This window comes from Mesorhizobium sp. 113-3-3 (assembly GCF_016756495.1).
GTDB lineage: Bacteria > Pseudomonadota > Alphaproteobacteria > Rhizobiales > Rhizobiaceae > Mesorhizobium.
This window is the reverse complement of the sequence record NZ_AP023243.1, coordinates 4,483,710-4,510,320: the sequence shown is the minus strand read 5'-3', so window position 1 is coordinate 4,510,320 and position 26,611 is coordinate 4,483,710. Positions and strand designations below refer to the sequence as shown.

The window sequence follows — 26,611 nt, the reverse complement described above, 5'->3', positions numbered from 1 at the left end:
TCAACTGGCCTGGTCCATGAAGCGGGGGAACCAGCCTTCATGGGCGGCCTTCAGGTCGCTGACCGGGACTGCCCTTGCGTCGCCGAGCTTCAGGTCGCTTCCACCGGTCGAGCCGATCCACGGCGCGAAGATGCCGAGTTCGCCCTGCTGCTTGCGGATGGCGTCCCATTCCTCGCCATGCGGGTCGATCGACAGTGTCAGCAGATACCGGCCCTGATCCTCGCCGAACCAGACCGGGATCGGATCGGTGCCGACAAGCCCGGGAACGCTCGCGCCGATGCCCGACGCCATCGCCATTTCGGCGAGCGCCACGGCGATGCCGCCGTCGGAAACGTCATGCGCCGCGGTAACGATGCCCGACGCGATCAGCGAGCGCACATGGTCGCCGACGCGCTTCTCATGCGCGAGGTCGACCGGCGGCGGCGGGCCGTCCACGCGACCATGGATGTCCCTGAAATAGACGGATTGGCCAAGATGCGTGCCCCAGGAGGCGGGCGCGCCGACCAGCAGGATCATCTGGCCCTCGGCCGCAAAGCCGGTGCGCACCATCTTCGACCAGTCCGATATCAGGCCGACGCCGCCAATGGTCGGTGTCGGCAGGATGCCCTGGCCGTTGGTCTCGTTGTAGAGCGAGACATTGCCCGACACGATCGGGAAGCCGAGCGCGCGGCAGGCGTCGCCGATGCCTTTCACTGCGCCGACCAGCTGGCCCATGATCTCGGGCCGTTCCGGGTTGCCGAAATTGAGGTTGTCGGTGGCGGCCAGCGGCAGCGCGCCGGTGGCGGTCAGGTTGCGCCAGCATTCGGCCACCGCCTGCTTGCCGCCCTCATAGGGGTCGGCCTCGCAATAGCGCGGCGTCACGTCGGAAGAGAAGGCGAGAGCCTTGGTCGCATGGCCTTCCACCCGCACCACGCCGGCATCGCCGCCGGGCAGCTGCAGCGAATTGCCCTGGATCAGCGTGTCATACTGCTCCCACACCCAGCGGCGCGAAGACAGATCCGGTCCGCCGAGCAGTTTCAGCAGTGCATCCGCGACATCGGCCTGCGGGATGTCAGTGGTGGCGAGCGGAGCCGGTTTCTTCGGCTCGACCCAGGGGCGGTCATATTCCGGCGCCTTGTCGCCGAGATCCTTGATCGGCAGATCGGCGACCTGGTCGCCCTGGTGCAGCACGCGGAAGCGCAGATCGTCGGTGGTCTTGCCGACAATGGCGAAGTCGAGGCCCCATTTGTGGAAGATCGCCTCGGCTTCCTTTTCCTTCTCGGGGCGCAGCACCATCAGCATGCGCTCCTGGCTTTCCGACAGCATCATCTCATAGGCGCTCATGCGCTCCTCGCGCACCGGCACCTTGTCGAGATCGAGCTCGATGCCGAGGTCGCCCTTGGCGCCCATTTCGACCGCGGAACAGGTGAGACCGGCCGCACCCATGTCCTGGATGGCGATGACGGCGCCCGAGGCCATCAGTTCGAGGCAGGCCTCTAGCAGGCACTTTTCGGTGAAGGGATCGCCGACCTGCACGGTCGGGCGTTTTTCGTCGATCTTGTCGTCGAACTCGGCCGACGCCATGGTGGCACCGCCGACGCCGTCGCGGCCGGTCTTGGCGCCGAGATAGACGACCGGCAGGCCGACGCCCTTGGCTTCCGACAGGAAGATGGCATTGGTCTTGGCAAGGCCCGCGGCAAAGGCGTTGACCAGGATGTTGCCGTTGTAGCGGGCGTCGAAATTGACCTCGCCGCCCACCGTCGGCACGCCGAAGGAGTTGCCGTAGCCGCCGACGCCTGAAACCACGCCGGCGACGAGATGCCTGGTCTTGGGGTGGTCGGGAGCGCCGAAGCGCAGCGCGTTCATCGCCGCAATCGGCCGCGCGCCCATGGTGAAGACGTCGCGCAAAATGCCGCCGACGCCGGTCGCCGCACCCTGGTAGGGTTCGATGAAGGAGGGGTGGTTGTGGCTTTCCATCTTGAAGACGACGCAGTCGCCGTCGCCAATGTCGACCACGCCGGCATTCTCGCCCGGTCCCTGGATGACCTGCGGCCCGGTGGTGGGCAGCGTGCGCAGCCATTTCTTGGAGGATTTATAGGAGCAGTGCTCGTTCCACATCGCCGAGAAGATGCCGAGCTCGGTAAAGCTCGGCTCGCGTCCGACGAGGTCAAGGATACGCTGATACTCGTCTGGCTTCAGCCCATGCGCGGCAATGAGCTCGGGGGTGATCGGCACGGAATTGGAAATGGTCATGGGCGGCGATTTATGTCCATGGAGCGGGGATTTTGAGTCCCCTCTTATCGCAAGCTTTGCGGCCGATACACCCGTCCATCGGTGAAAAAAGACAGAAAGCAACAAGGTGATGATTGGGGTGGGCCCGCATCGGGAGCTTTCAGGCGCTGTCGGCCCGGCGAGGATCAGCAGGTCACCGTGAGGAATGCAGAACTGAATGGGGAACGCTATGGCATCCCGGCCGTTGGGTTTCCAACCACTCAGGAGACCCGGACCATGGCTACCAAGCAAGGCAAGAAAGACAATCGCCTCTCGGACAAGGAGGCCATGCAAATCGCCGAAACCACCGACGTTTCGCCCGGGCAGGCCAAGGAACTGGCCGAGAAGCACGGCAAGGACAAGGCCAAGAAGGAAGCCGCCAACTTCAAGGCCGAGGGCTGACCCAGGTTCAAGTCTCTCAGGAGAAGCTGTCGTAGCCGGCGCGGCCTTCGTCGAGAAGGCGCCGGATGACCGCAACACCGCTAGCGACATCGCCGCGCTGTCTCGGCTGCGAGGTGCCGAAGCGGACGCCGTGAAAGACCTGTTCGGATCGGCCGGCCTTGAACTCGTCCTCGTCGTCGATCAGCACGCCGTGTTCCAGGCAGGCATTCTTGAAGGTGCCGGAAAGCCAGGGATCTGGCAAAGTCAGCCAGACGAAGGGCACCTTGTCGTGTGACTTGAACGCGAAGCCGGCCAGCGTCTCGCGCACGATCGCGATGCGGGCGCTGATTTCGGCGATGCAGCGCTTGCGGATATCGCTGGCCTGACCGGAAAGCACCAGCCTTGTATTCACCTCAGCCAGCAGGAAGGGCATGCCGCCGGTCATCATCTTGTGGGCGACACGGATCCGGTGGCGATAGGCGGGAGGGCAGGAGAGCCAGCCGCCGCGGATTCCGGCCGCGACCGATTTCGACAAGCCGCCAGCAACGATGGTTCTCTCCGGGGCATATTCGGCAAGCAACGGTGTCGGATCGTCGGTCAGGTGGCCGTAAAGATCATCCTCGATCAGGATAACGTTGTATTCGCGCGCGACACGCGCGATCGCCTCGCGGCGCGCGGCGGACAGTGTCGTCAAGGTCGGATTCTGCGCCGTCGGCATCAGGAAGATCATCCTGGGATGCTTTTGCGCGCAGACGCGCTCGAAATCGGCCGGGTCGAGGCCTTGGTCATCCGACGCCACCAGCGCGGTGCGCCGGCCGATCAGTCCGGCACTGCGGGAGATCTGCGAATAGGTGAGGTGTTCGAAGGCGACATAGTCGCCCGGAGTGGTGAGCGCGGCGATCGCCGCCATCACCGCCGCATGGGTGCCCAGCGTCGGAACGATGCTGTCGGCGGCGGGGCGGAACGAGTTCCGCGACAGCCAGCGGGCCCCGGACTCGTACCAGCGGCCTGGAAAATCGCGCGTATAGCTCGAGATTTCATGGGGATGATCCTGCGCCGTGCGCGACAGCACATCGGCGACGTCAGTGCCCTGGCCGACATCGGGCGCCGCCGTGCTGTCGAAACGCAGCTTGCCCTGCGGCGCATCGACCGGGCGGGTGCCTTCCACTGCGACGTCTGGAGCGTCCGGTTTAACGCCATCGGCGCGCCGGCCAAGCACATAGGTTCCACGTCCCACTTCGCCGCTGACCAGTCCGCGCTCGCGCAGCAACTGATAGGCGCGGCCGACCGTGCCGACCGTGGCGCCGATGTCGTAGGCGAGGTCGCGCTGCGGCGGCAGTTTTGTCCCGGCGCCGATCACGCCCTGGTCAATGCCTGCCTCGACCGAGTCCGCAAGGCGTTGATAGAGCGGCCCGGTGCCGGTGGTCAGATCTGGAAGCCAATTTGTCATGGTGACAATTTTCTATATTGCACCGAAATGTGAGTCAATACATATCAATCACGCACCAAAAAGGGTGCAATTGAGAGTTTTGGCAGAAAGAAAATGGATACAATCGCGACAATCCGTCATTCCAGAGCTACGTTTCCAAGCGAGACGCTGCGCCCGTCCGGCCAGCGGGGCTTTGCCAGTCGTCTGGTGCGCCTGGTCAGGTCGCTGGCACGGTGGATCGACCATTTGCTGGAGCGCCGGCGCGGCCGGCTGGCATTGCTGGAGATGACCGACGATCAGCTCAAGGATATCGGCATCTCCCGCTGTGATGCCCATAGTGAGGGCATCAGGCGTTTCTGGGAATAGAGGCCAATCTTAATTGAGCCGTTTGGCCCCGCGCCGGCCGACGCCGCGATCGATAAAAACGGCGACGATAGAGATCACCAGGAACAGCGCGGTGATGGCCAATACCGCAATGGCGACACTGGCGGCGCCGTTCTTGGCGACATCGAGGAAGGGGTAGGGCACCTCGCCCGCGATCGGCGCCCGTACCAGCACATAGGCCAGATAGGCGATGGGATAGAGCACCCACCATGAAATATCGCTCCATCTTGTTCTGCCGTCGGCGCCTGCCGCCAGCCACCAGAGCACGAACAGCACCGGCGTCACATAGTGCAGCAGCACATCGCAGAGCAGGAACAGGCCTTGCGGCTGCCAGAGACGTGCCAAAATCGTGGCATAGACGATGAAGACGAGGGTGATCGAAACGGCAACACCCGCACGCATCCGCGGCCCGGCGAAGGCCGGCAGCCATGCATAGCCGGTGGATGACAGCAGGGATGTGTAGACCAGCACGGCGCCTATGTTGGTCAGGATGGTGAAGAAGCTCAACAGGAACACGATCGAGCCGAGCAGGCTGCGGCCGGCTTCCATCGACGCCGGAACGGTGATACAGAACTGCAGGACGAGGCCGGCCAGACCGATGGCCAGACCCGCCACCTGCAGGAAGCGGCCCATGGTCAGGCGGTCGCGGCGCAGGCCGGATTGCCCGTCTGCCAGCGGGCAATGTCCGAGCCGATGCGCGCGCCGAGCGGGTCGTTCATCAGCGGTCCGAACACGTCGACGCGGCTCGAATTGCCTTGCGCCTGCACGACCAGCAATGGCTTGCCGCCATAATGCTTGGCCGGCACCAGAAGGAAACGCGGCGTGCCGCTGAACGAATTCAGCTCATTGGCCATCTGATATTGCTTGAAGGCCGGGTCCTTGCTGGCGATCCAGCATTTGTGGGCTGATATCGCCACCTGTTCCATGGCCAGCAGTGCCGCACTCTTGCCCGACGGCACGGGCGCGCTCTTCGGGGTCGATTGGCAGGACGCCAGGGCAAAGCCCGCGGCCGCGACGAGAACGATAGTCTTGCTCTTGATCAAGCGGCACCCATCTCGAGTTCGGACAGAAAGATCTTCAGGCCGTCGGTCATCTCGCCCCATACGCGCGACAAGGCCGGATGCTGCGAGGCGATCTGCTCATAGGCATCGAATTTGGGATAGGCGTCGAGCAGGTCGTGGCGGCCCGTCATGGCGCGGAAATTGTTAAAGATGAACCGGGTCGGCGTCAGCCAGGCATCGGCAAAGCTGATGTTGTTGCCCAGCGCAAAGGGGCCTTGCGCCATGCGGGCCTCGATCCCCGCCAGCCCATGATGCAGGCGGTCGAATTGGGCGTCGATCTCGGCATTGTTGCGCTTCGGCACGAAATGCAGCTCGAAAAGCTTCATTGTCGGCGTCAGCACGTCGAGATCGGTGATGCGGGCGAACATGCGCACCAGCGCGCGGTCCTTGGAATCTGGCGGCAGCAGGGCCGGCTCCGGGAACCGCTCCTCGAGATATTCGGCGATGACCACCGATTCGACGATCGTTTCGCCCGAACCGGTGATCAGCACCGGAATCCGGTTCATCGGCGAAATGGCCCGAAATTCCTCGGGAATCGGAAAACCCGGCGGCGGCGCGATGATCTTGAGCGGCACGTCCTTGATATAGGCCAGCGCCCGCACGATCGACGAATAGGGCGACAACGGCCGCGAATAGAGTTTCATGACCGTCTCTCCCCCCAAGGCAATGGACTTGATGTCCCTATAAAATTGACCGCATTCGCAGCTGAAATCGTCAAGCGGCGATACCGAGCGCGCCTTCGAAGAGGGCACGGCCGTCGCTACCGCCATGGGCGGCTTCGATCAAGTTTTCCGGATGCGGCATCAGGCCAAGCACATTGCCTTGTTCGTTGATGATGCCGGCAATGTCGTTGATCGAGCCATTGGGGTTGGTGCCCTCGGCATAGCGGAACACCACCTGGCCTTCGCCTTCGAGGCGGGCAAGGGTTTCGGCGTCGGCGAAGTAATTGCCGTCATGGTGCGCCACCGGCGAGCGGATGATCTGGCCCGGCTGATAGCGGCGGGTGAACATGGTGTTGGCGTTGGTGACCTCAAGCTTGATCTGCCGGCAGACGAATTTCAGCGAGGTGTTGCGCATCAGCGCCCCCGGCAGCAGGCCGGCCTCGACCAGGATCTGAAAACCATTGCAGACGCCGATGACGGTCACGCCCTTGGCGGCCTTTTCGGCGACGGCCCGCATCACCGGCATGCGCGCGGCGATCGCGCCGCAGCGCAGATAGTCACCGAAGGAGAAGCCGCCAGGGATGGCGATCAGGTCGACGTCAGGGATTTCGGTGTCGGTCTGCCAGACGGTGACCGGCGGCTTTCCCGAAATCTTGGTCAGCGCCGCGATCATGTCGCGGTCGCGGTTGAGGCCAGGCAGGAGGACGACGGCTGATTTCATTTTGGTTCGTAAGGTCCCTTGGCTTCGGCTAGCTCGCGCAGGTCGAGACGTCTGTCTATGCGCTCAAGACGCTCGTCTTGTCTGGCGAGAATGCCATAAACGTTGTGGATATCGTTTTGCGTGGCCACCATGTGACCCCGCATCACATTCAATTCCCTTTTCGTTTCGGAGACATCCTGACGAAGCTCACCGATTTCGTGGTGCACGCGCTTCAGAAGCTCGAACGTCAGCTCATTCGTGACTTCCGACATAGTGCCTCCGACACAACCTCAGGTAAGTGTCACACTATAGTTCTCAATCACCGTATTCGCCAGCAGCTTGTCACACATGGCTTTGAGATCGGCCTCGGCCTTGGCCTTGTCGCTTTCCGCCAGTTCGACGTCAAACACCTTGCCCTGCCGCACCGCGCCGACGCCGCCGAAGCCCAGACCGGACAGTGCGTGTTCGATCGCCTTGCCTTGCGGGTCGAGGACGCCGTTCTTGAGGGTGACGGTAATGCGGGCCTTGATCACGCTGGACATGCTCCTGTTCTAGGTATCGGATCGCAAGCCGCACTCAGTGCGGCTTGCCTTTGACGACATCGGTCGAGGCGACAAGCACAGGACCGGTCGGGCGCGGCGGCTCGTTCTCGTTCATGATGCCGAGGCGGCGGGCGACTTCCTGGTAGGCTTCGACGAGGCCGCCCATGTCGCGGCGGAAACGGTCCTTGTCGAGCTTGTCCTGCGTTGCCACGTCCCACAGGCGGCAGGAGTCCGGCGAAATCTCGTCGGCGACGACTATGCGCATCATGTCGCCCTCGAACAGCCGGCCGCATTCGATCTTGAAGTCGACGAGCTGGATGCCGACGCCCATGAACAGGCCGGAGAGGAAATCGTTGACACGGATGGCGAGCGCCATGACGTCGTCGATCTCCTGCGGGCTAGCCCAGCCGAAGGCGGTGATGTGCTCTTCCGAGACCATCGGGTCGTCGAGCGCATCGGCCTTGTAATAGAATTCGATGATCGAGCGCGGCAGAACGGTGCCTTCCTCGATGCCGAGGCGCTTGGACAGCGACCCGGCGGCGACATTGCGCACCACCACTTCGAGCGGAATGATCTCGACTTCCTTGATCAGCTGCTCGCGCATGTTGAGCCGGCGGATGAAGTGGGTCGGAATGCCCATGCGGTTCAAATGGTTGAAGATGTACTCGGAAATGCGGTTGTTGAGCACGCCCTTGCCGTCGATGACCTCGTGTTTCTTCTTGTTGAACGCGGTTGCATCGTCCTTGAAGAACTGGATCAGCGTACCTGGTTCGGGTCCCTCATAGAGGATCTTGGCCTTGCCTTCATAAATGCGGCGGCGATTTTTCATCTGATTTTTTCTCTGGATTTGCGGGCAGGCGGCAAGCGACCAGTTCCTGTCCGTCCGCCTATATTAGTGCGGCGACGGCGGGGTTCAATGCCGGGTCTATCCCAATCACACCGTTTGCTCAATCGGCAAATCCGTCCAATCAACCGCTTTCGGGACTGAAATGCCGCAGCGCAGCATATGACGAAGCGTATTGACCGGCTCGCGACCTTTTGGTTTGTGCTTTGGCAACACACATATCTCTTGCCAACGAATCGGATTTGACCCGGAGGGACGCCATGAGCAGCATGAAAGATCGCGAAGAAGGCTTCGAGCGCAAATTTGCATTCGACGAAGAGCTTCGGTTCAAGGCGGCGGCGCGCCGCAACAAGGCGCTCGGCCTGTGGGCCGCCGAAAAGCTCGGAAAATCGGGCGCCGACGCCGATGCCTATGCCAAGGAAGTCGTTGTTTCCGACATAGAGGAAGCCGGCGATCACGACGTGTTCCGCAAGATCCGCAAGGATTTCGATGCCGCCGGCGTCGAGCAGTCGGACCATCAGATCCGCCGCACCATGGACGAACTGATGGCGCAGGCGATCGAGCAGATCAAAAACACCTGATCCCAGCCGACGCAGGTTCCGCAAAGTGCCCCACCGTTTGCGACAGGACCTGCGGCGAAAAGGATGACTGGACCAATCGACCGCCCGGCCAAGCCGGGCGGTTTTTCTTTGCCTTTGCCGTGGTTTCCGGCTGAAACTGCCGAAATTAACGAGGAAGAGATTAGATGTCGCTGAAGTCCCGCCTAGCCGCCGATGAAACGCTGGTCACCGCCTGGTCCGGAGTGCCGGATGCCCTGACCGTCGAGATCCTCGCCAAACAGGGCTTCGATGCCGTCACGCTCGACATGCAGCATGGCGGTCATCACGAGGACAGCGTGCTGCGCGGTCTCATGCCCGTGCTTGCCGCCAACAAGCCGGCGCTGGTGCGCATCCCGGTCGGCCGTTTCGACATGGCAAGCCGGGCGCTCGATTTCGGCGCCGAGGCGGTGATCGCGCCGATGGTGAATTCGGTGGCCGATGCAAGGCTGTTCGCCGCGGCGATGAAATATCCACCGCTTGGCGAGCGCTCGTGGGGGCCCACCTACGCCTTTCCGCGCCACGGCAAGGGCGACCATGCCGAATGGCTGCGCGACACCAACCAGCGCACCATGGCCTTTGCCATGGTCGAGACGCGCGCTGCGCTCGACGCGCTCGACGGCATTCTCGACACGCCGGGCATTGACGGCATCTTCCTCGGGCCGTCGGATTTCTCGATCGCCTGGACCAACGGCGCCACGGTCAGTTCGACGCTGGAGAGCATGATGGAGACGGTGGCATCGGTGGCCGAGCGCACGCGCAAGGCCGGAAAACATGCCGCGATCTATGTCGTCGAGCCGGCGATTGCCGGTCGTGTCGTCTCGATGGGCTATCGCCTGCTTGCCACCGGGTCCGAGCATGCGTTGATTTCGTTGGGAGCAAAGACCCTGCTCAAGGGCATACGGGACTCGATCGAAGCCTGAATCCGAGCCGGGAGAACTGCCGTCACGGCGTCGGGCGGTTAGGCGTTCGCTGCGGCAGGCGTCGCGGCCATAGGTCCGCCGCGCCTGAACCTGTTGAACAGGGCGCCGAGCACCTGGACCCACCAGTTGTTGAAGACCATGAGCGGCAACGCCACGAGGATCGAACCCAGTATGGCGGCGGCGGCGCCGAGTGCGGTGGAGCCGCTGGCCAACAGCGCCCATGATCCCAGTGAGCAGATAACGGGCACGTGCACGAGGTAGAGGGGGAAAGACAGGTCGCCCAGGAAACGTGCCGGCCTGCCCGAGAGCCATGATGGCGGCTCATCCATACTCAGAACCGCGTAGACCAACATGATGCTTGCCGGGATGGCCACGCAGGCTTGCCGCAGGCCTTCATCATCGGAGACCGCGGTCTCAAGCACGGCAAAGGGCCAATATATGCCGACACCATCCCCCGCATAACCCAGCAGCGCCAGGGAAACCATCACCATGGCGCCTCTCACCCACCGATTCGGGCGAAAACCCATGGCGAGAAGCGGATAGAGCAGGAGGCTGGCCGGAAAGGCACAAAGCAGGAAACTGACTTGCAGCGCCAGGAACACGGCTGCTGCTATGCAGACCCAGAAGAGCAACGTCCAGCGGTCCAGGAGGAAAAAGACGATCGGGGCGAGGGCGAAGGTCAGCATGCTCCCCCAGAACTCGACCGTCATGGTCCACAGGCTGCTGTCATAATATTTGTCGCCGTAGATGAACGTGCGCCAGGCTCCTTGCAGGAACGCGTCGGAAAAACTCGCTGTCTCAGGCGACAGCACCTTTGAAGCATTGCCGAATCTGCTCAGCCATTCGGATTGGGTGACATCGGCCGCATCCTGGAAGAAATACAGATCGAGCTTGAAGATGAGGCAGGAGGACAGAACCGCGACAAGCACTGGTCCGGCCAGACGAGGCAAACGCTTTATCGCACCCAGCCGCAGATCTTGCGCCTCGCGGGACTGGAAATAACGCTTCACGAGCACATAGGAAGAGAGGACAAAGAACACATAGACGGCGGAGCCGCCATTGAAGGCAATGAAGGCCAGACTTGTCCTGAGCGATTGCGCGGCGTTGTCTGCGTCGCCGCCCGCCGCCGACGGCGCAAAAGCACGCAAAATATGACCATTCAGAACGACAAGCGCCGCGGCACCCCTCAAGAATTCGAGCGAAGCGTCCTTGCGCAAGCACTTACCTTCATTTGAGCGTAAAGAATTGTTATTTAGCAATCTCGCATATAATTGCGCGGCGAACAGAATTCGCCGCGCACAATGAAGTTATCGCCAGCCACATTAAATTATTGTTTATGGGAGCCCGACGGTTTCTTCGGGGCACTCTGTGCCGACTTGGGCCTGTATTACAGATCCGTCAGGAACTTGGCGAAGGTCATGGAGCCTTCGGGCCAGGGGCCGAAGCCCGAATCCTGGTTGAGATGGCCGGTCTCGCCGGCATCGATGAACAGCGAACCCCAGGCGCCGGCAATGTCCTCGGCGACATCGAAGGCGCAGAACGGGTCGTTGCGGCTGGCGATCACGATCGACGGAAAAGGCAGCGGCTCACGCGGGTAGGGGCCGAAGGTCATCAGGTGCTTCGGCTTGATCCCGGGGTTGGCGACGTCGGGCGGCGCCACGAAGAAGGCGCCGGCGACCGGCTTGACGAACTGCGGAATGGCTTGCACCGCCGCGGCCACACCCAGCGAATGCGCGACGATGACCACCGGCCTCTCGGCCTCGTTGACCGCTTTGGCGACGCTCGCCGTCCAGTCCTCGCGAACCGGCTTCGACCATTCGGCCTGCTCGACACGACGCGCCGTCGACAGTTTCGACTGCCAGCGGGTCTGCCAATGTTCAGGCCCCGAATTGGTGTAACCCGGGACGATCAGGATATCTGCATCTTTGACTTTCATGGCGCTGAGATAGCGAGCGCGATTGCCTCATGCAACCGTCGATGGGCATGCACCCGGCCTGTAATAGTGAACACCATGTTCGCTTTTCGCCATCTTGTGTGAACGATCGCGATCGACGATCTGTCGTGGGGAGAGAAACAGCCGTGAAGGACCGGGATTTTGGCGCTGACACGACGTACAATGATCGGCGGCGCCGGGCTCCTGGCTTTGGGAGCGTCATCAAGCGTTGCCGCAATGGAGACTATGATGAGCGAATTGCCATTTGCCGCCACCACGCCGGTGAGCGTTGCCCGCGTCGGGCTGAAGGCGCGCGACGCCGAAAGCCTCGCTGCCTATTACCGCAGGGTTGTCGGCCTGCAGGAGTTGAGCCGTACCGACGGTGCCATCACGCTCGGCGCCGGCAGCCGTCCGTTGCTGGTGCTTGAGCCGGATGCTTCCGCCAAACCGGACGATCCGCGCAGCGCCGGCCTGTTCCACACGGCTTTCCTGCTGCCCAGCCGCGCCGACCTCGGCCGCTGGATCAACCACGCCATATCAGACAAGATCGCCATCGAGGGCGCGTCCGACCATCTGGTCAGCGAAGCGCTGTACCTGACCGACCCCGAAGGCAACGGCATCGAGATCTATGCCGACCGCCGGCCGCAGGACTGGAAGTGGAATGGCGACAAGATCGCCATGGCGACCGAGCGGCTGAACATTCCTGCCGTCGTCGGCGAAGTGCCGGCCGGCGACGCCGGCTGGCAAGGCGCACCGGAAAACAGCATTGTCGGCCATGTCCATCTGCGTGTCGGCAGGCCGGAAGAGGCGGAAGCCTGGTGGAATCAGGAATTCGGCTTCGATACGGTGGCCAAGTATGGCGGCCAAGCGGTATTCCTGTCGTCAGGCCACTACCACCACCACATCGGCGCCAATGCCTGGCAGAGCGCCGGCGCCGGCCGCCGCGACCCCGCCCGCTCGGGTCTCGCCTGGGTCGAGATGCGCTCGGACAATGTGACCAGCGAGAGCAGCCGCGAGGATCCCTGGGGAACGGTGATCAGGACTGTTCCTGGAAAGGCTTGAGCGGCTTTTGACGCGAGCGTCTTTCTCCCCGTATAGAGACGGGGAGAAGGAAAGCTCGCCTCAGGCTTAGCCGAACACCCGTTTGAAAATCGTGTCGACATGCTTGGTGTGGTAGCCGAGGTCGAATTTCTCGCGGATTTCCGCCTCGGGGAGCGCGGCGGTCACTTCCTTGTCGGCCAGAAGTTCCTCAAGGAAATCAGCGCCTTGCTCCCACACCTTCATGGCGTTGCGCTGCACCAGTCGGTAGGAGTCCTCTCGCGACAGGCCGGCCTGCGTCAGCGCCAGCATCACGCGCTGCGAATGCACCAGGCCGCGGAACTTGTTCATGTTCTTCAGCATGTTCTCGGGATAGACGACCAGCTTGTCGATGACGCCGGTCAGCCGTGACAGCGCGAAATCGAGCGTCACCGTGGCGTCCGGGCCGATCATGCGCTCGACCGAGGAGTGCGAGATGTCGCGCTCATGCCAGAGCGCCACGTCCTCCATCGCCGGCAGCGCCATGGAGCGTACCATGCGGGCAAGGCCGGTGAGGTTTTCCGTCAGCACCGGATTGCGCTTGTGCGGCATCGCCGACGAGCCTTTCTGGCCCGGCGAAAAATACTCTTCCGCTTCCAGCACTTCGGTGCGCTGCAGGTGCCGGATCTCGGTCGCCAGCCGCTCCATCGACGAGGCGATGACACCGAGCGTGGCAAAGAACATGGCGTGGCGGTCGCGCGGGATGACCTGCGTCGATACCGGTTCCGGCTTCAGCCCGAGCTTTGCCGCGACATGCTCCTCGACATAGGGTTCGATGTTGGCGAAGGTGCCGACCGCGCCGGAGATGGCGCAGGTGGCGATATCCTCGCGCGCATGCACCAGCCGCTCGCGGCAGCGCGAGAACTCGGCATAGGCCTGCGCCAGCTTGATGCCGAAGGTTGTCGGCTCGGCGTGGATGCCATGGCTGCGGCCGATGGTGACGGTGTCCTTGTGCTCGAAGGCACGGCGCTTGAGCGCGGCAAGCAGGCCGTCAATGTCGGCGAGCAGGATGTCGCTGGCGCGGGTAAGCTGCACCGCAAAACAGGTGTCCAGGACATCCGAAGACGTCATGCCCTGGTGGATGAAACGCGCGTCCGGCCCGACGAATTCGGCAAGATGGGTGAGGAAGGCGATGACGTCATGCTTGGTGACGCGCTCGATCTCGTCGATCTTCTCGACGTCGAATTTCGCGGCACCGCCCTTTTCCCAGATGGTTTTGGCCGCTTCCTTCGGGATGACGCCGAGCTCGGCCAGCGCGTCGCAGGCATGGGCCTCGATTTCGAACCAGATGCGAAACCGGGTTTCGGGCGACCAGATGGCGACCATTTCCGGCCGGGAATAGCGAGGGATCATACGGATCGATTTCCAGCATCACGTTGCGTTGGCCGCGTCCTAACAGAGGCGGACAAAATGCTCAACGCCGCTGCCGTGCAAACCAGAGGCTGGCGGCAAACAACACGACGAAACCGAGCGGAAAATAGAGCCGGATGCCCAGCACCACGAACTGGTAGGACGCCACCGCCATCGTGAAGGCGAGCTGAAACCCCCAGGTGAGGGTGAAGACGGGTGCATGCCATTCGGCGTAGTAGGACCGGTATTGCAAGGCATAGAGCCCGGCGGTCAGCCCGATCGTCGCGGCGGCAAGGCACACCATTGCCGCCGCGAAGGCGACCTCCCGGCCCCTTCCGAGAGAGACCAGCCGCGCCGCGAACAGGCCAACCGGAAAGGCCAGGGCGCCGCCGCCCGCGAACAGCAGCGAAACCGTGCGGATTTTCTCGGGCGTCACCCAATTGTCCAGCAACAGGTTGAGAAGCGCGCTGGCGCCCATGGCTGCGGCCCATGCCAGCGAGCCGAAAAGCGTCGCGCGCCATCCCGGCAAGGCGCCGCGGACGTGATTCACGTTGCGGCTGAGTATGGCGGCCTGCGAGCTCACAGGCGGCCGGTCACGGCGATCCAGCGGAAGTCCGGCCCCTCGAAGCCATATTGGCGCACCGCGATCAGCACCGCATAGGCACTGAGGCTGTCCATGGAGAATGTCTGGACCGCGCCGATGCGGTAGCCGTTCGGGCAGCCTCGGCTTTTGGGGATGGACTTGTCCTCGTGCAGCAATTTGGTGGTGCCGCCATCCTGCGCCTCGACGCGCAGCAGCCGGAAACCATTGATCTCGCCCTGGCTGTCGCAGCCTTCGGTGTTGTTCATGCCGATCTCGTCAAGCCGGAACTCGAGCGGTTGGTCGACCGGAGAGAAGATCGGCCGCGGATTAACCGCCATCCGGTGCGGATCGGCCGAAAGCTCCGTCACCGGGTTGAAACCGGCGGTGATGCCGCGATTGGCGCTCAGCTCGGCCTGGCTGACGATGGCCTCGCCCTTTTGCCGGGCCTGAAGGCGCGCCGCGTCCAGTTTGGCGTTCTCGTCGTCGAGCCGGACCCGGATCGGTGTGCCCTTGAGAAAGCTGTCGGTGCTGGTGTCGATGTAATAGCGGTTGGCATAGGGAAAGCCCGATCCGTCCTGGACACCATACTCTTCGAAGGCGAACACCCCGCCGTCCTTGGTGAAGCCAAGGATTTCGAGCTCGGCGACATCGCCGGCCTGGGCGGCGATCGACGCCACAAACTGTCCGGCCAGGGAAATGGCAAACAGGAAAAGCATTCGCATCGGTTGTTCCCCTCAACAGCGGCCATCAATGCCATCCCTAGCATGGCCGAATCAAAGCGTCGTGCGGCTGACAAGCCGATGCATCCAATCGGCTCGTCATTTGTTATTGTCGGCAGTCCCAATGGAGAACCACCATGACCGACACCAGTAAAATTCGTGAGCACATGGAAGTCGTCGGCGCCGATGGCGTGCATGTCGGCACTGTCGACAAGGTCGACGGGCAGCGCATCAAGCTTACCAAGGCCGACAGCGGCGAGGGCGCTCACAAGGGTCATCACCACTACATTCCCCTGGCCCTGGTTGCCGAAGTCGATGGCAAGAAGGTGTGGCTGTCGGCGAATTCCGATGTCGCGGTGACGTTCGAGGAAGAAAAATCCGATCCGGTCTGATCGATCGAGCTGGAGCAATTCCAGGAAAAGTGTGAAGCGGTTTTCCGTCCGGAATTGCGTCAAAAACAAAGAGCTAGAGCGGTTCGCCGTTTCTGTGAAACGGTGATCCGCTTTAGCGGCGCGACGACCAGACGGGAAACAGATCGTTGTCGGCTGGCGTCGCGGCAAACACGCCGCGGCTGATGGCCCGCGCCATGGTGGCACCGGCCGCGGCATAGAGATCGATTGCGGCATCGGCTTCGAGCTGGATGCCACTCGTTCCCGTCGCCAGGGCGAACACCAGGTCGCCGTCGGCCGGAGTGTGCGTCGGCCAGATGGCGCGCACGAAACCGTCATGTGCCGACATTGCCAGGCGCTTCGCCGCTGCCTTGGTGAGAACCGCATCCGTGGCAATAACGGCGATGGTGGTGTTGCCGCCGGTTTCCATTTGCTTGGCCGCATGCTGGTCGCGGTATTTCAGCAGGATGCGCTTGGCGTCGTCCGGCATGGGCGAGGGATAACCCAGTCCGCCGAATTCGTCGCCGATTTCGAAGGGCGCCGCCCAGAAATGGCGGCTGCGGCTGACGGTCACCGATCCGGTCGGATTGACAGCGGCCAGCGCGCCGATGGTGACGCCACTATCCAGCAACGTCGAAGCCGAACCCAGGCCGCCCTTCAGCCCCGCGGTGAGCGCACCGGCGCCAGCGCCGGCGGTGCCGAACTGGAAATCGACAGCGGCGGATTGCGCTGCCTCATAGCCGAGATCTCGGTAGGGTGGATAACGGCCCCAGTCCTTGTCGCCGCCATTGCGCAGGTCGAACAGGATCGCCGCCGGCACGATCGGCACGCGAAAGCCTCCCACCTCGAAGCCGATGCCGCGCTCGCGTAACGCCGCCTGCACGCCGGACGCGGCGTCGAGGCCGAAAGCCGAACCGCCCGACAGCACCACGGCATGGATCGACTCGATCGAATTGTGCGGTTCCAGCAGGTCCGTCTCGCGCGTGCCCGGCGCGCCTCCCAGGATCTGGACACCGGCCACCGCGGGTTCGTCGCACAGCACTGCCGTCACACCGGACTTCAGCCTGGCGTCGGCAGCGTTGCCGACACGCAGGCCGGCAACGTCGGTGATCAGGTTGCGCGGACCGGTGCGGAACATCAATTGCTTTCCAAAGGCACGAAACGTGTGCCGTCGAAGCGGAAGACGCGGTAAGGGCTCTGGCTGAGGTCGCCCTTGGCATCGAAGCGCACCGGGCCGATTGCCGTGGTGAAATCAGGCCCGGTCAGCGCCTCGGTCAGCGGCTTGCCCGAGGACAAGGCTGCCTTGGCGATCTCCACCGCTGCATAGGCCGGCAGCGTGTAGCCGTCCGGTACGATTTTCTGCGCGGAGAAGCTCTCCAGCACCTTTGGGTCGGCGACATCGGCCCATTCCGGCGGCGCGATCATCAGCGTGCCCGTCGCATAGGGCACGTCGCCGGGCGGCGTGCGCAGATTTTCGCCGCCGGCAAGGACGATGCCGGCCTGAAGCTGCGCGGCGTCGCGGCCCATAATAGCGATGTCGTCGCCGTCGCCGCCGGCAAAGACATGTGTGGCGCCGGCTTTCTTCAGCCGGCCGACCAGGCCGATCTGGTTGTCGAGCTGGGGCCGGAACGTGTCGACGAACACCGGCTTCAGCGCCGCTTGCTCGGCGGCCGCGCGAAATGTCTCGGCCATTTCGCGCCCGTAGATGGTGCCGTCGTCGATGATGGCGAACAGCTCCTTCTGCCACAGGCGGGTAAGGGTGGAGGCGACGGCGTTACGCTCATCGTCGCCGCGCGGCCCCAGGCGATAGACCGGCCAGCCGGTTTTGGCGCGACGGTCGGTGAGGCTTTCGGTGCGCACGCCGACGGTGATGACCGGGATATTGGCGTCCTTGAGGATCGGCATCGCCGCCTCGATGGCTTCGGTGCAGAGGAAGCCGACCACGACACTGACCTTGGCCGCCGCAAAAACCCTGGCCACGGCAGCGCCGCCATCGGCGGTGCAGGCATCATCCTCGGTCTTGAGTTCGACGCCGTTTGCCTGCGCCGCGAGTTCCGCGCCGGCCTCGATCTGCTTGCCGAGGATGGCTGACGGTCCCGACAGAGGCGCGGCAACGCCGATCGTCAGCGTCTGGGCGCTGGCGGCGCCGGCCAGGAACAGCCAGGCCAGCGCGGCCGATATCGTTGCCCCGGTTCGCATCCTGCCGAACAGTTCCTCCCAAGCCCGCGATAACGGCGCAGGCACCAATTCCCGCCAAGACCTAAAGGCTGCCCGCCCTTGGTGCAACACGCGAATTTGGGATATGGGCCAAGCACTTCGCTTGTGGCCTGTCATGTCTGGCCATATATAGCGGTAGTGTTCTGGCTATGGACAATTTCCGGTGCTGAAGAAGAATGACATTGGACCGCAGGCCTATCGCGACGCGATGAGCCATTTCGCTGGCCACGTCCATGTGGTCACCACCGACGGACCGGCCGGCAAGCGTGGCACAACCGTGATCGCCGCCTGCTCGGTGTCGGACACGCCGCCGACCATTCTGGTCTGTCTCAACCGCGAAAATGCCAAGAACGAGCTGTTCGTGAAGAACGGCCGGTTTGCCCTGAATACGCTGGCCTCGCACCAAGAACCGCTGTCGGTCGGCTTTTCCGGCATCACCGGCCTGCCGGTCGAGGAGCGTTTCGCGCTCGGCGAATGGGATGTGATTTCCACCGGCGCGCCGACGCTGAAGGGCGCGCTCGCGGTGTTCGACTGCGAACTGATCGACACCAAGGACCTGGCCACCCATCGTGTGCTTTTTGGCAAGGTGACAGGCCTTCGCATGGGCGATAATTTGCGGCCGCTGATCTATCACGCCCGCGGCTACCACGTCCTGGACAGCGGAGTGGCCGCGTTCACGGAGAAAGAATGACCGAACTGAAACCGCGCCCCGTACCGCGGACGATCGACGAGACGCTCGATCTCCTGACCGGCGCGGACTATGTGGCGGACCGATCGCTGGCGACGGTGCTTTTCCTGTCGCTGCGCATGAACCGGCCGTTGTTCCTCGAGGGCGAGGCCGGCGTCGGCAAGACCGAGATCGCCAAGGTGTTGGCGCAGGCGCTTGGCCGCCGGCTGATCCGCCTGCAGTGCTATGAAGGTCTCGACGTATCGTCTGCCGTCTATGAGTGGAACTACGCCGCGCAGATGATCGAGATCCGCATGGAGGAGGCGGCCGGCAAGGTCGACCGCTCCGCCATGGAGCGCAACGTCTTCTCGGAAAAATACCTGATCCGCCGTCCGGTGCTCGATGCGCTGACCGGCAAGGCGGGAGCGGCCCCGGTCTTTCTGATCGACGAACTCGACCGCACGGACGAAGCCTTCGAAGCCTTCCTGCTCGAAATCCTCTCCGACTTCCAGGTGACGGTGCCCGAACTCGGCACCATCAAGGCGGAAGAGCCGCCGATCGTCATCATCACCACAAACCGCACCCGCGAGATCCATGACGCGTTGAAGCGGCGCTGCCTCTATCACTGGGTGGATTATCCCAATGCCGAGCGCGAATTGGAGATCGTGCGCCGCAAGGTGCCGCATGCCAACCAGCGGCTTTCAGCGGAGGTGGTCTCCTTCATACAAAAGCTGCGTCAGGTCGAATTGTTCAAGGTGCCGGGCGTCGCCGAAACCATAGACTGGGCCGGCGCGCTGACCGAACTCGACAAGGTGGCGCTCGATCCGGAGACCGTGTCCGACACGATCGGCGTGCTGTTGAAATACCAGGACGACATCGCCCGCATCGGCACGGGCGAGGGCCGGCGTATCCTCGACGAGGTCAAGGCCGAGCTCGCGGCGGCGGAGTAGCGGCAATGAACGCGCCGCGTCCCGACCCCAGAGAGGCGACCGCGGACGGACGCATCGCCGACAACATCGTCTATTTCGCCCGCACCTTGCGCAAGGCAGGCATGCGGGTCGGGCCGGCCTCGGTCAAGGATGCCATCGAGGCGGTGCTGGCCGCCGGCATCGGCTCGCGTGACGATTTCTACTGGACGCTGCACGCGGTGCTGGTGTCCAGGCATGAGGATCACCCGGTCTTCGACGAGGCCTTCCGGCTGTTCTGGAAATCCCGCGAACTGATCGAGAAACTGCTGGCGATGTTTTCGCCGGTGGCGCCCGACTCCAAGGAGAAGCAGAAGCCTCGCGCGGCCGAGAACCGCGTCAGCCAGGCCATGTTCGAAGGCCATCAGAAGAACCAGCCACCGCAGGAAGTCCCTGAGATCGAGGTCGATGCCCGTTTCACCTGTTCCGGCAACGAAGTGCTGCGCGGCAAGGACTTTGCCCAGATGAACGCCGCCGAAATGGCCGACGCCAAGAAAGCCATCGCCGAACTGCGACTGCCTTTCGACATGGTGCGGACCAGGCGTTTCAAGGCCGACGCGCATGGCCGCCGCATCGACCCGCGCGCCATGATGCGCTCTGCAGCGCGCACCGGCGGCGAATTGATCTTGCCGAAATTCCGCTCGGCCCGCGAAGTCCACCCACCGCTGGTGGTGCTGGCCGACATTTCCGGTTCGATGAGCCAGTACACGCGCATCTTCCTGCATTTCCTGCATGCGCTGACGGAAAAACGCCGCCGCGTACACACCTTCGTGTTCGGCACGCGGCTGACCAATCTCACCCGGCAGATGCGCCACCGCGATCCCGATGCCGCCCTTGCCGACTGCTCGGCGGCGGTCAAGGACTGGTCCGGCGGCACGCGCATCGGCGACACGCTGGCCGAGTTCAACCTGATATGGTCGCGGCGCGTGCTGGGGCAGGGCGCGGTGGTGCTTCTGATCACCGACGGGCTGGAGCGCGACGATGTCGCCGGCCTTTCCGAGGAGATGGAGCGGCTGCACAAATCCTGCCGGCGGCTGATCTGGTTGAACCCGTTGCTGCGCTTCGACGGTTTTCAGGCGCGCGCCCGCGGCGTCAAGGCGATGCTGCCGCATGTCGACGAATTCCGCTCGGTGCACAATCTCGATGCGCTCGCCGACCTTTGCGCCTCGCTGGACAAGAAATCGGCACAGTCCGTCGATCCGCGCCGATGGCTGGAAGCTGGCGCGAGGCACGCTGCGTAGCCATATGTTTATCCACCGCAAAAACAGACTCTGAGAGAAGCGATCATGGACGACAGCATCTATCTCGATGAGGCCCGCGACCCGCTGATCATCGCGGAAGGCTGGATGAAGGACGGCAAGGATGTCGCCATTGCCACCGTGGTCGAGACCTGGGGTTCGGCGCCGAGGCCGGTCGGCAGCCATCTGGTCATCGATGCCGACGGCAATTTCCATGGCTCGGTCTCGGGCGGCTGCGTCGAAGGTGCGGTGGTGAGCGAGGCGGTCGACGTCATCGGTTCAGGGAAAGCAAAAATGCTCGAATTCGGTGTCGCAGATGAAACCGCCTGGCAGGTCGGCCTGTCCTGCGGCGGCCGCATCAAGGTGTATGTCGAGCGGTTGGGCTGATCGCAGATGGACCCATACGCCCTTAAAACCTTGAATGCCGAGCGACGCGCCCGCCGCGCGGCGATCCTGGTCACGGATCTCGGTGACGGCCGCGACCGCGTCGTGCGCGAGGGCGACCAGGTTGCGGGCGACCTTGGAGCCGCGATCGCCAGGGCGTTTCGGTCGGGCAATTCCGGTTCCGTCGAGGCGGAAGGGCGGACCTTCTTTCTCAACGCGCATCTGCCGCAACCGCGATTGTTGGTGATCGGCGCGGTCCATATCAGCCAGGCGCTGGCGCCGATGGCGAAAATCGCCGGCTATCCCGTCGAGATCATCGATCCACGCACGGCTTTTGCCACGTCAGACCGTTTTCCCGATGTCGCTCTGCATGCCGAGTGGCCGGAAGATGTGCTGAAGCGCCAGCCGCTCGACAGCTACACCGCACTTGCCGCCGTTACCCATGACCCGAAGATCGACGATTTCGCGCTGAAGGCCGCACTCGACGCCAACTGCTTCTATGTCGGGGCGCTCGGCAGCCGCAAGACACACGCCAAGCGCGTCGAGCGCCTGCTGGCGCTGGGCGCCAGTGCCGACCAGATCGCCCGCATCCATGCGCCGATCGGGCTCGATATCGGCGCCGCCAGTCCGGCCGAGATCGCCGTCGCCGTTCTCGCGCAGACCATCTACGCCTTCCGCTCGCGCGGCCTTGATCAAAAGGGCGCAGTGGCGTGAAGTTCGGTCCCATCCCCATTGAAACCGCCGAAGGCGCGGTGCTGGCGCATGCCACCACCGCCGGTGAAAAGCGTTTTCGCAAGGCGCACAGGCTGAGCGCGGAAGACGTCGAGACTCTTAAGCTGGCAGGCATCGCGCAGGTCGTTGCGGCCGTGCTGTCCCCGGATGATCTGGGCGAGGACGCCGCGGCGCAAACAATCGCCGAGAGCATGATTTTCAGCGGCATCGAGGCGCGGCCCGCCGCCACCGGCCGGGTCAATCTCCACGCCAAGGCATCGGGCATCTTCACGGTCGATGCGGCTGTCATCGACGCGATCAATGCCGTCGATCCCGCCATCACCCTTGCCACGTTGGCGCAGCACAATCCGGTCGAAAAGGGTCAGATGGTGGCGACGGTGAAGATCATTCCCTTCGCGGTCGCCTCAAGCCTGGTCGACACTGTTAAGAAAATCTGCGCCGGCGGCGAGATCTTTGCCGTCAACGCCTATCAGCCGGTGCGTGTGGGTGTCATCCAGACGGTCCTGCCGGGCATCAAGCCCAGCGTGCTCGACAAGACGCTGCGCGTCACCGAAGCGCGGCTGGCGCGCTCCGGAGGCAGTCTGACGGCGGAACGCCGCACGCCGCACGAGATCGCGCCTGTGGCACAGGCCGCCGCCTCGCTGGCGCGCGACAATGACCTGGTGGTGATCTTCGGCGCCTCCGCAATGAGCGATTTCGCCGATGTCGTTCCGGCGGCGATCGAGATGGCGGGCGGGACCGTCATCCGCGCTGGCATGCCGGTCGATCCCGGCAATCTTCTGGTGCTCGGCACGCTCGACGGCAAGCGCATCATCGGTGCGCCCGGCTGCGCCCGCAGTCCCAAGGAAAACGGCTTTGACTGGGTGCTCGACCGTCTGGTTGCCGGCCTCGACGTCACCGCGAAGGATATCGCCGGCATGGGGGTCGGCGGCCTGTTGATGGAAATCCCGACGCGGCCCCAGCCGCGCGAACCGCTGCCGGCCAAAAGCCGGCTCAAGGTGGAGATCGTGCTTCTGGCTGCGGGCCGGTCGAGCCGCATGGGCGGACCCAACAAGCTCATGGCGCTGTTCGACGGCAAGCCGCTGGTGCGCCGCACCGCCGAGCGCGCGCTCGCCTCGAAAGCGTCAGGTACGATCGTCGTCATCGGCCATCAGCGCGAGCGGGTGCGCGCGGCGATGGCGGGGCTGGATGTGACCTTCGCCGACAATCCCGATTTTGCCGATGGCCTGTCGACCTCGCTGAAGGCCGGTATTGCCTATCTGCCCGAAGACATTGCCGGCGCGATGATCGTTCTGGGAGATATGCCAGGAGTCGCGTCAGACGATCTCGACCGGCTGATCGATGCTTTCCGCAAGGCCGGAGGCAATTCCGTGGTCCGCGCCTCGCATCAGGGCAAACGCGGCAACCCGGTCCTCCTGCCGCGCGCGCTGTTCGCGGCCATCGCCCATCTCGAAGGCGATACCGGCGCACGCCATCTGGTCGAGGCCGAAGGGCTCGACGTCATCGATGTCGAGACCGGCGAGGGCGCCTCTGTCGATGTCGACACCCGCGAGGCGCTCGAAGGCGCCGGCGGCGTGCTGCAGGATTGACAAACCCCGGCCGAATTACGCAAGCCTGCGATATGGCTTTTCGTTTTCTTTCCTCACTTCACGGCTTTCTGGCCGCGGTATTTGTCCTTTGCCTTGCCGGCCAGGCCAATGCGCTGGAGCTAAAACCCTTCAAGGACGATCTCTTCGCTTATCCCGCGACATTGTCGAGCGGCGACGGCGGCGCCTACACCGTCATCGACTATCGCGAGATGCGCGACATCAATCAGCGCGATGAGGTGCCGGAAAAGCGCGTGCACCCGCAATACACCGACACCGGCGTGCGCAAGGTGCAGCAGGATCTGATGCTGAAGACCGATGCCGGCGATGTCAGGCATATCGCCGTCGGCAAGACGCAAGGTGCCGCCATCATCGTGCTCTATCTGCACGGGCAGGGCGGCAGCCGCAAGCAGGGCGTCGACGACTTCACCTTCGGCGGCAATTTCAACCGGCTCAAGAATTTGATGGCCGCCAATGGCGGGCTTTATCTCTCGCCGGATTTCCCCGATTTCGGCGACAAGGGTGCCGCCCAGGTCGCGGCGCTGATCGATCACTACGCCGAACAGTCGCCTGGCGCGAAAATCTTCGTCGCCTGCGGCTCGATGGGCGGCGCCCTGTGCTGGAAGCTTGCCGCGCGCAGCGATACCGGCCGGCGTATCGACGGGCTGCTGCTGCTCGGATCCTTATGGGACGAGAGTTTTCTCGCCAGTCCCGCCTTCAGGCGCCATGTCCCGGTGTTCTTCGGCCAGGGCAGCCATGACGTGGTCTTTCCCGTAGGTAACCAGGAAGCCTTCTTCCGCTCCATCATCGCTAGGTCGAAGGCCTATCCCTATCCGACCCGTTTCGTGCGCTTCGAGACCGGCACGCACGGCACGCCGATCCGCATGGTCGACTGGCGCGGCACGCTGAACTGGATGCTGTCGAAGGCGCCTTGACCGGGCGCTGCCTCCACGTTCTTCAAGGCGCGGTGTTGTAGTCGACGACCGTCTGCGGGTTCTCCTCGCCGTCATAGGACGCATCGACGTCGTACTGGACCAGCGAGAAATCGCCGTTGCGGAACAGATAGGTTCCCGAATCGGAGGCATCGCCGACACCGCGCCACTTGTTGAAGGTGGTGATCGTATGGGCGTCCGCATCATAGTCGGAATTGACCGCCCAGCCGGTCGTCTCGAAGCCGACGATGCTCATACCCAGCAATTTGCCGTCGCTGTCATTGTTTTCGTAGCGGATGTCCATCTTCGGTTCGGCGAACTGCAATTGCCGCACTTCAGACAATTCATCGGTCATGTAATAGACCGAACTTTCATTGTAGGCCGCGGCCGAACAGGAGAAATGGAATAGCCGCGTTTCCTTGTCGGGATCGCCGGGCTGTGCATCCTTGTCCTTGTACTTGATCGAGAAGATCTCCGGTTCATCACCCAGGAACTGTTTGTCGCACTGGTCGCCATAAGTTGCCAGGAAGGCCTTCTTGACCTGCTCGAGTGCCGTATCCTTCTTCGGCGGCGGCGGACCGTCGCCGCAACTCGGCGGCAGCGCCTGCTCGAAATCGGCGGTTGAGGGTTTGAGCGCGCCTTTTTCGATGTGGATCGGATCGAAGGGCGGCGCGGCCTGGATCTGGGCATTCACCTGGCGCAGGGTGTAGCAGCCGGCGAAAACCTTTTCGCCGCCGCTCTTGTCGGTGGCGCGGATGGCGACCGGGACATTGTAGAATATACTGCCGGCGGCACCTTCGTCCGAAATTGCGCCCGTCGCGACGTCCACCTTGTCGGTACCGTCATAGCCTTTGACGAAACTGTCGAAATCCTTAGCCGGCTTCGCATCGCCATAATAGCCCCAGGCGCGGGCGAATTCGTGCCGGTTGATGGCGCTGTAGAGCGAGCGGATGACCGCCTCGGCGCTCGACCGGTCGTCGACATAGGGCGCCTCGGGGGCATCTTCGGCGGCGAGTGCCGCTTGGCCCGATACGGCAAGGGAGAGAAGGGCAGTCGCTGCGAGAAGGACGCGTCTCATCGGGAATCTCCGCTCGATAACGGAGATTCTACCACGGCGATTGCGGCGGCGCGGTGACGCTGAGCCCACGGCGCTTGAAGAATCGTGTGGGGAGGCGCTACGTCGCTGCGCCGGCGCTCAGGCCGGACAGGAGACTTGACGTGACCCTATCGATGTATGAGGCATCCGTGCCGGTGTTTTCAGCAAGGCTGAAAGCACTTTCCAATGTGCTGGCGGCTGCCGAACAGAATGCGCTTGACCGCAAGATCGACCCGCAGGTGTTTTTGACGGCGCGGCTTGCGCCCGACATGTTCGCCTTGACCCGGCAGGTGCAGATCGCCACCGACCATGCCAAGGGCGCGCCGTCGCGGCTGGCCGGTCGAGAAGTGCCGAAATACGAGGACAATGAGGCAAGCTTTGCCGAGCTAGAGGCGCGGATCGCCAAGACGCTGGCGCTTCTGGAGACGTTTTCCGCCGCCGATATGGACGGTTCCGACGACAAGATGATCGAGCTGAAACTCGGCGGACGCGAGACGACATTGGCGGGCATGCAGTATCTGCTGCATGTGGCCATGCCCAATTTCTATTTCCACCTCACCACCGCTTACGACATCCTTCGCCACAATGGCGTGCCGCTCGGCAAGGCGACGTTCCTGGGATCGCGTTGAGCGGCCGATGCCTTGAGATGTCCCGGATCGGTCCGGGACATCTCGCGAGGCGCATCTAGCGAATGGACATTTCGCGTGCGACGCGCGGAAAATCGGCGGGCTTGATGCCGATATCGGCGCGGTCGGCATTGCTCATCGAATGAAGCAGCGCGAGCGCCGCGCGGTATCTCAGATGTTCCTGCGGGCGCGGCCGGGCGAACATTTCCGTGAAGAAACCCATGATTCAGGCTCCTGGTTGGTCCTCCACACCAATCAATATAGATGAATCGTGACGATTGTGCAGTGCAGCATTTGCATGCCTGCTATGTCCGGACAATTTTCAAAAAATTTTTGCCGCCCGCT

Annotated in this window: 32 protein-coding genes; 14 read left to right on the top strand and 18 right to left on the bottom strand. The window is 63.2% G+C overall.

The features are described 5' to 3' along the window. Entirely contained in the window at positions 1 to 2,232 is a 2,232-nt protein-coding gene (gene purL, locus JG746_RS22125) for a phosphoribosylformylglycinamidine synthase subunit PurL (protein ID WP_202354674.1), read from the bottom strand. Between the two features lie 255 nt (positions 2,233 to 2,487). Here purL and JG746_RS22120 point away from each other — a divergent pair, with 255 nt between their 5' ends. Then, on the top strand, positions 2,488 to 2,652 hold the full coding sequence (locus JG746_RS22120; RefSeq protein WP_202354673.1) for a hypothetical protein: 165 nt from the start codon (positions 2,488 to 2,490) through the stop codon (positions 2,650 to 2,652). 16 nt (positions 2,653 to 2,668) lie between these two features. On the opposite strand, the gene JG746_RS22115 is transcribed toward JG746_RS22120, so the two are convergent. Beyond that, the gene (locus tag JG746_RS22115; protein WP_202354672.1) at positions 2,669 to 4,081 is read right to left on the bottom strand and encodes an aminotransferase-like domain-containing protein; all 1,413 of its coding nucleotides are present in this window, start codon (positions 4,079 to 4,081) and stop codon (positions 2,669 to 2,671) included. Between the two features lie 93 nt (positions 4,082 to 4,174). Between JG746_RS22115 and JG746_RS22110 the strand changes: the two genes are divergently transcribed. Next, on the top strand, positions 4,175 to 4,426 hold the full coding sequence (locus JG746_RS22110; protein WP_202354671.1) for a DUF1127 domain-containing protein: 252 nt from the start codon (positions 4,175 to 4,177) through the stop codon (positions 4,424 to 4,426). Positions 4,427 to 4,435: 9 nt separating this feature from the next. Here the strand turns inward: JG746_RS22110 and JG746_RS22105 are convergent, their stop codons facing one another. The 7 genes from JG746_RS22105 to purC form a co-directional block, all read right to left on the bottom strand. Beyond that, the gene (locus JG746_RS22105) at positions 4,436 to 5,077 is read right to left on the bottom strand and encodes a Pr6Pr family membrane protein (protein ID WP_202354670.1); all 642 of its coding nucleotides are present in this window, start codon (positions 5,075 to 5,077) and stop codon (positions 4,436 to 4,438) included. 2 nt (positions 5,078 to 5,079) lie between these two features. Continuing rightward, positions 5,080 to 5,487: a hypothetical protein gene (locus JG746_RS22100; RefSeq protein ID WP_202354669.1), complete on the bottom strand. Its 408-nt coding sequence runs from the start codon at positions 5,485 to 5,487 to the stop codon at positions 5,080 to 5,082. Further along, on the bottom strand, positions 5,484 to 6,149 hold the full coding sequence (locus JG746_RS22095; RefSeq protein ID WP_202354668.1) for a glutathione S-transferase family protein: 666 nt from the start codon (positions 6,147 to 6,149) through the stop codon (positions 5,484 to 5,486). The genes JG746_RS22100 and JG746_RS22095 overlap by 4 nt, the downstream gene beginning before the upstream one ends. A gap of 70 nt (positions 6,150 to 6,219) precedes the next feature. Next, positions 6,220 to 6,888 (bottom strand): phosphoribosylformylglycinamidine synthase subunit PurQ, encoded by a 669-nt coding sequence (gene purQ / locus JG746_RS22090; protein ID WP_202354667.1) that lies wholly within the window; start codon positions 6,886 to 6,888, stop codon positions 6,220 to 6,222. After that, a complete protein-coding gene (locus JG746_RS22085; RefSeq protein WP_202354666.1) occupies positions 6,885 to 7,139 on the bottom strand; it encodes a hypothetical protein in 255 nt (84 codons plus the stop codon). Before JG746_RS22085 ends, purQ begins: the two co-directional genes overlap by 4 nt. A gap of 18 nt (positions 7,140 to 7,157) precedes the next feature. Beyond that, positions 7,158 to 7,400, bottom strand: coding sequence for a phosphoribosylformylglycinamidine synthase subunit PurS (gene purS / locus JG746_RS22080; RefSeq protein ID WP_027028126.1), 243 nt, complete (start codon positions 7,398 to 7,400; stop codon positions 7,158 to 7,160). Between the two features lie 43 nt (positions 7,401 to 7,443). Continuing rightward, complete coding sequence (purC, locus tag JG746_RS22075; protein WP_202354665.1) at positions 7,444 to 8,238, bottom strand: phosphoribosylaminoimidazolesuccinocarboxamide synthase; 795 nt, start codon at positions 8,236 to 8,238, stop codon at positions 7,444 to 7,446. Between the two features lie 275 nt (positions 8,239 to 8,513). On the opposite strand from purC, the gene JG746_RS22070 reads away from it, so the two are divergent. Beyond that, positions 8,514 to 8,834, top strand: coding sequence for a DUF1476 domain-containing protein (locus JG746_RS22070; RefSeq protein ID WP_091578294.1), 321 nt, complete (start codon positions 8,514 to 8,516; stop codon positions 8,832 to 8,834). Between the two features lie 164 nt (positions 8,835 to 8,998). Further along, the gene (locus JG746_RS22065; RefSeq protein WP_202354664.1) at positions 8,999 to 9,772 is read left to right on the top strand and encodes an HpcH/HpaI aldolase family protein; all 774 of its coding nucleotides are present in this window, start codon (positions 8,999 to 9,001) and stop codon (positions 9,770 to 9,772) included. Positions 9,773 to 9,810: 38 nt separating this feature from the next. On the opposite strand, the gene JG746_RS22060 is transcribed toward JG746_RS22065, so the two are convergent. Next, on the bottom strand, positions 9,811 to 10,989 hold the full coding sequence (locus JG746_RS22060) for an acyltransferase family protein (RefSeq protein ID WP_202354663.1): 1,179 nt from the start codon (positions 10,987 to 10,989) through the stop codon (positions 9,811 to 9,813). Positions 10,990 to 11,159: 170 nt separating this feature from the next. After that, positions 11,160 to 11,708 (bottom strand): RBBP9/YdeN family alpha/beta hydrolase, encoded by a 549-nt coding sequence (locus tag JG746_RS22055; protein ID WP_010909107.1) that lies wholly within the window; start codon positions 11,706 to 11,708, stop codon positions 11,160 to 11,162. Positions 11,709 to 11,954: 246 nt separating this feature from the next. Between JG746_RS22055 and JG746_RS22050 the strand changes: the two genes are divergently transcribed. Continuing rightward, the gene (locus JG746_RS22050; protein ID WP_202354662.1) at positions 11,955 to 12,767 is read left to right on the top strand and encodes a VOC family protein; all 813 of its coding nucleotides are present in this window, start codon (positions 11,955 to 11,957) and stop codon (positions 12,765 to 12,767) included. 66 nt (positions 12,768 to 12,833) lie between these two features. Here the strand turns inward: JG746_RS22050 and purB are convergent, their stop codons facing one another. From purB to JG746_RS22035, 3 genes are all read right to left on the bottom strand, one after another. Further along, positions 12,834 to 14,135 carry an adenylosuccinate lyase gene (purB, locus tag JG746_RS22045; protein ID WP_202354661.1) on the bottom strand — a complete coding sequence of 434 codons (1,302 nt, stop codon included), beginning with the start codon at positions 14,133 to 14,135 and terminating at the stop codon, positions 12,834 to 12,836. Positions 14,136 to 14,196: 61 nt separating this feature from the next. Further along, positions 14,197 to 14,661, bottom strand: coding sequence for a hypothetical protein (locus tag JG746_RS22040; RefSeq protein WP_446721215.1), 465 nt, complete (start codon positions 14,659 to 14,661; stop codon positions 14,197 to 14,199). A gap of 50 nt (positions 14,662 to 14,711) precedes the next feature. Next, positions 14,712 to 15,437 carry a DUF2259 domain-containing protein gene (locus JG746_RS22035; protein ID WP_202354659.1) on the bottom strand — a complete coding sequence of 242 codons (726 nt, stop codon included), beginning with the start codon at positions 15,435 to 15,437 and terminating at the stop codon, positions 14,712 to 14,714. Between the two features lie 134 nt (positions 15,438 to 15,571). Here JG746_RS22035 and JG746_RS22030 point away from each other — a divergent pair, with 134 nt between their 5' ends. Then, the gene (locus tag JG746_RS22030; RefSeq protein WP_096445325.1) at positions 15,572 to 15,826 is read left to right on the top strand and encodes a DUF2171 domain-containing protein; all 255 of its coding nucleotides are present in this window, start codon (positions 15,572 to 15,574) and stop codon (positions 15,824 to 15,826) included. A 112-nt stretch (positions 15,827 to 15,938) separates the two neighbouring features. On the opposite strand, the gene JG746_RS22025 is transcribed toward JG746_RS22030, so the two are convergent. After that, positions 15,939 to 16,961 carry a P1 family peptidase gene (locus JG746_RS22025; RefSeq protein ID WP_202354658.1) on the bottom strand — a complete coding sequence of 341 codons (1,023 nt, stop codon included), beginning with the start codon at positions 16,959 to 16,961 and terminating at the stop codon, positions 15,939 to 15,941. Then, entirely contained in the window at positions 16,961 to 18,022 is a 1,062-nt protein-coding gene (locus JG746_RS22020; RefSeq protein ID WP_202354657.1) for a branched-chain amino acid ABC transporter substrate-binding protein, read from the bottom strand. The genes JG746_RS22025 and JG746_RS22020 overlap by 1 nt, the downstream gene beginning before the upstream one ends. A gap of 181 nt (positions 18,023 to 18,203) precedes the next feature. Between JG746_RS22020 and JG746_RS22015 the strand changes: the two genes are divergently transcribed. Genes JG746_RS22015 through JG746_RS21985 form a run of 7 tightly spaced genes read left to right on the top strand, consistent with a single transcriptional unit; the run spans position 18,204 to position 24,547 of the window. Beyond that, positions 18,204 to 18,731 (top strand): flavin reductase, encoded by a 528-nt coding sequence (locus tag JG746_RS22015; RefSeq protein ID WP_202354656.1) that lies wholly within the window; start codon positions 18,204 to 18,206, stop codon positions 18,729 to 18,731. Next, positions 18,728 to 19,657 carry an AAA family ATPase gene (locus JG746_RS22010; RefSeq protein ID WP_202354655.1) on the top strand — a complete coding sequence of 310 codons (930 nt, stop codon included), beginning with the start codon at positions 18,728 to 18,730 and terminating at the stop codon, positions 19,655 to 19,657. The genes JG746_RS22015 and JG746_RS22010 overlap by 4 nt, the downstream gene beginning before the upstream one ends. 5 nt (positions 19,658 to 19,662) lie before the next feature. Further along, positions 19,663 to 20,913 carry a vWA domain-containing protein gene (locus JG746_RS22005; RefSeq protein WP_202354654.1) on the top strand — a complete coding sequence of 417 codons (1,251 nt, stop codon included), beginning with the start codon at positions 19,663 to 19,665 and terminating at the stop codon, positions 20,911 to 20,913. Positions 20,914 to 20,958: 45 nt separating this feature from the next. Beyond that, the gene (locus JG746_RS22000; protein WP_202354653.1) at positions 20,959 to 21,297 is read left to right on the top strand and encodes an XdhC family protein; all 339 of its coding nucleotides are present in this window, start codon (positions 20,959 to 20,961) and stop codon (positions 21,295 to 21,297) included. A gap of 6 nt (positions 21,298 to 21,303) precedes the next feature. After that, positions 21,304 to 22,008, top strand: a complete 705-nt coding sequence (locus JG746_RS21995) for an XdhC family protein (RefSeq protein WP_202354652.1) — start codon at positions 21,304 to 21,306, stop codon at positions 22,006 to 22,008. Continuing rightward, positions 22,005 to 23,615 carry an NTP transferase domain-containing protein gene (locus JG746_RS21990; protein WP_202354651.1) on the top strand — a complete coding sequence of 537 codons (1,611 nt, stop codon included), beginning with the start codon at positions 22,005 to 22,007 and terminating at the stop codon, positions 23,613 to 23,615. Before JG746_RS21995 ends, JG746_RS21990 begins: the two co-directional genes overlap by 4 nt. 32 nt (positions 23,616 to 23,647) lie before the next feature. Further along, positions 23,648 to 24,547 (top strand): alpha/beta hydrolase family protein, encoded by a 900-nt coding sequence (locus tag JG746_RS21985; protein WP_202354650.1) that lies wholly within the window; start codon positions 23,648 to 23,650, stop codon positions 24,545 to 24,547. 22 nt (positions 24,548 to 24,569) lie between these two features. On the opposite strand, the gene JG746_RS21980 is transcribed toward JG746_RS21985, so the two are convergent. Next, entirely contained in the window at positions 24,570 to 25,622 is a 1,053-nt protein-coding gene (locus JG746_RS21980; RefSeq protein ID WP_202354649.1) for a DUF1176 domain-containing protein, read from the bottom strand. Between the two features lie 140 nt (positions 25,623 to 25,762). On the opposite strand from JG746_RS21980, the gene JG746_RS21975 reads away from it, so the two are divergent. Beyond that, entirely contained in the window at positions 25,763 to 26,269 is a 507-nt protein-coding gene (locus tag JG746_RS21975; protein ID WP_202354648.1) for a DUF1993 domain-containing protein, read from the top strand. Between the two features lie 55 nt (positions 26,270 to 26,324). On the opposite strand, the gene JG746_RS21970 is transcribed toward JG746_RS21975, so the two are convergent. Continuing rightward, the gene (locus JG746_RS21970; RefSeq protein ID WP_080511763.1) at positions 26,325 to 26,489 is read right to left on the bottom strand and encodes a hypothetical protein; all 165 of its coding nucleotides are present in this window, start codon (positions 26,487 to 26,489) and stop codon (positions 26,325 to 26,327) included. Between the last annotated feature and the right edge of the window lie 122 nt (positions 26,490 to 26,611).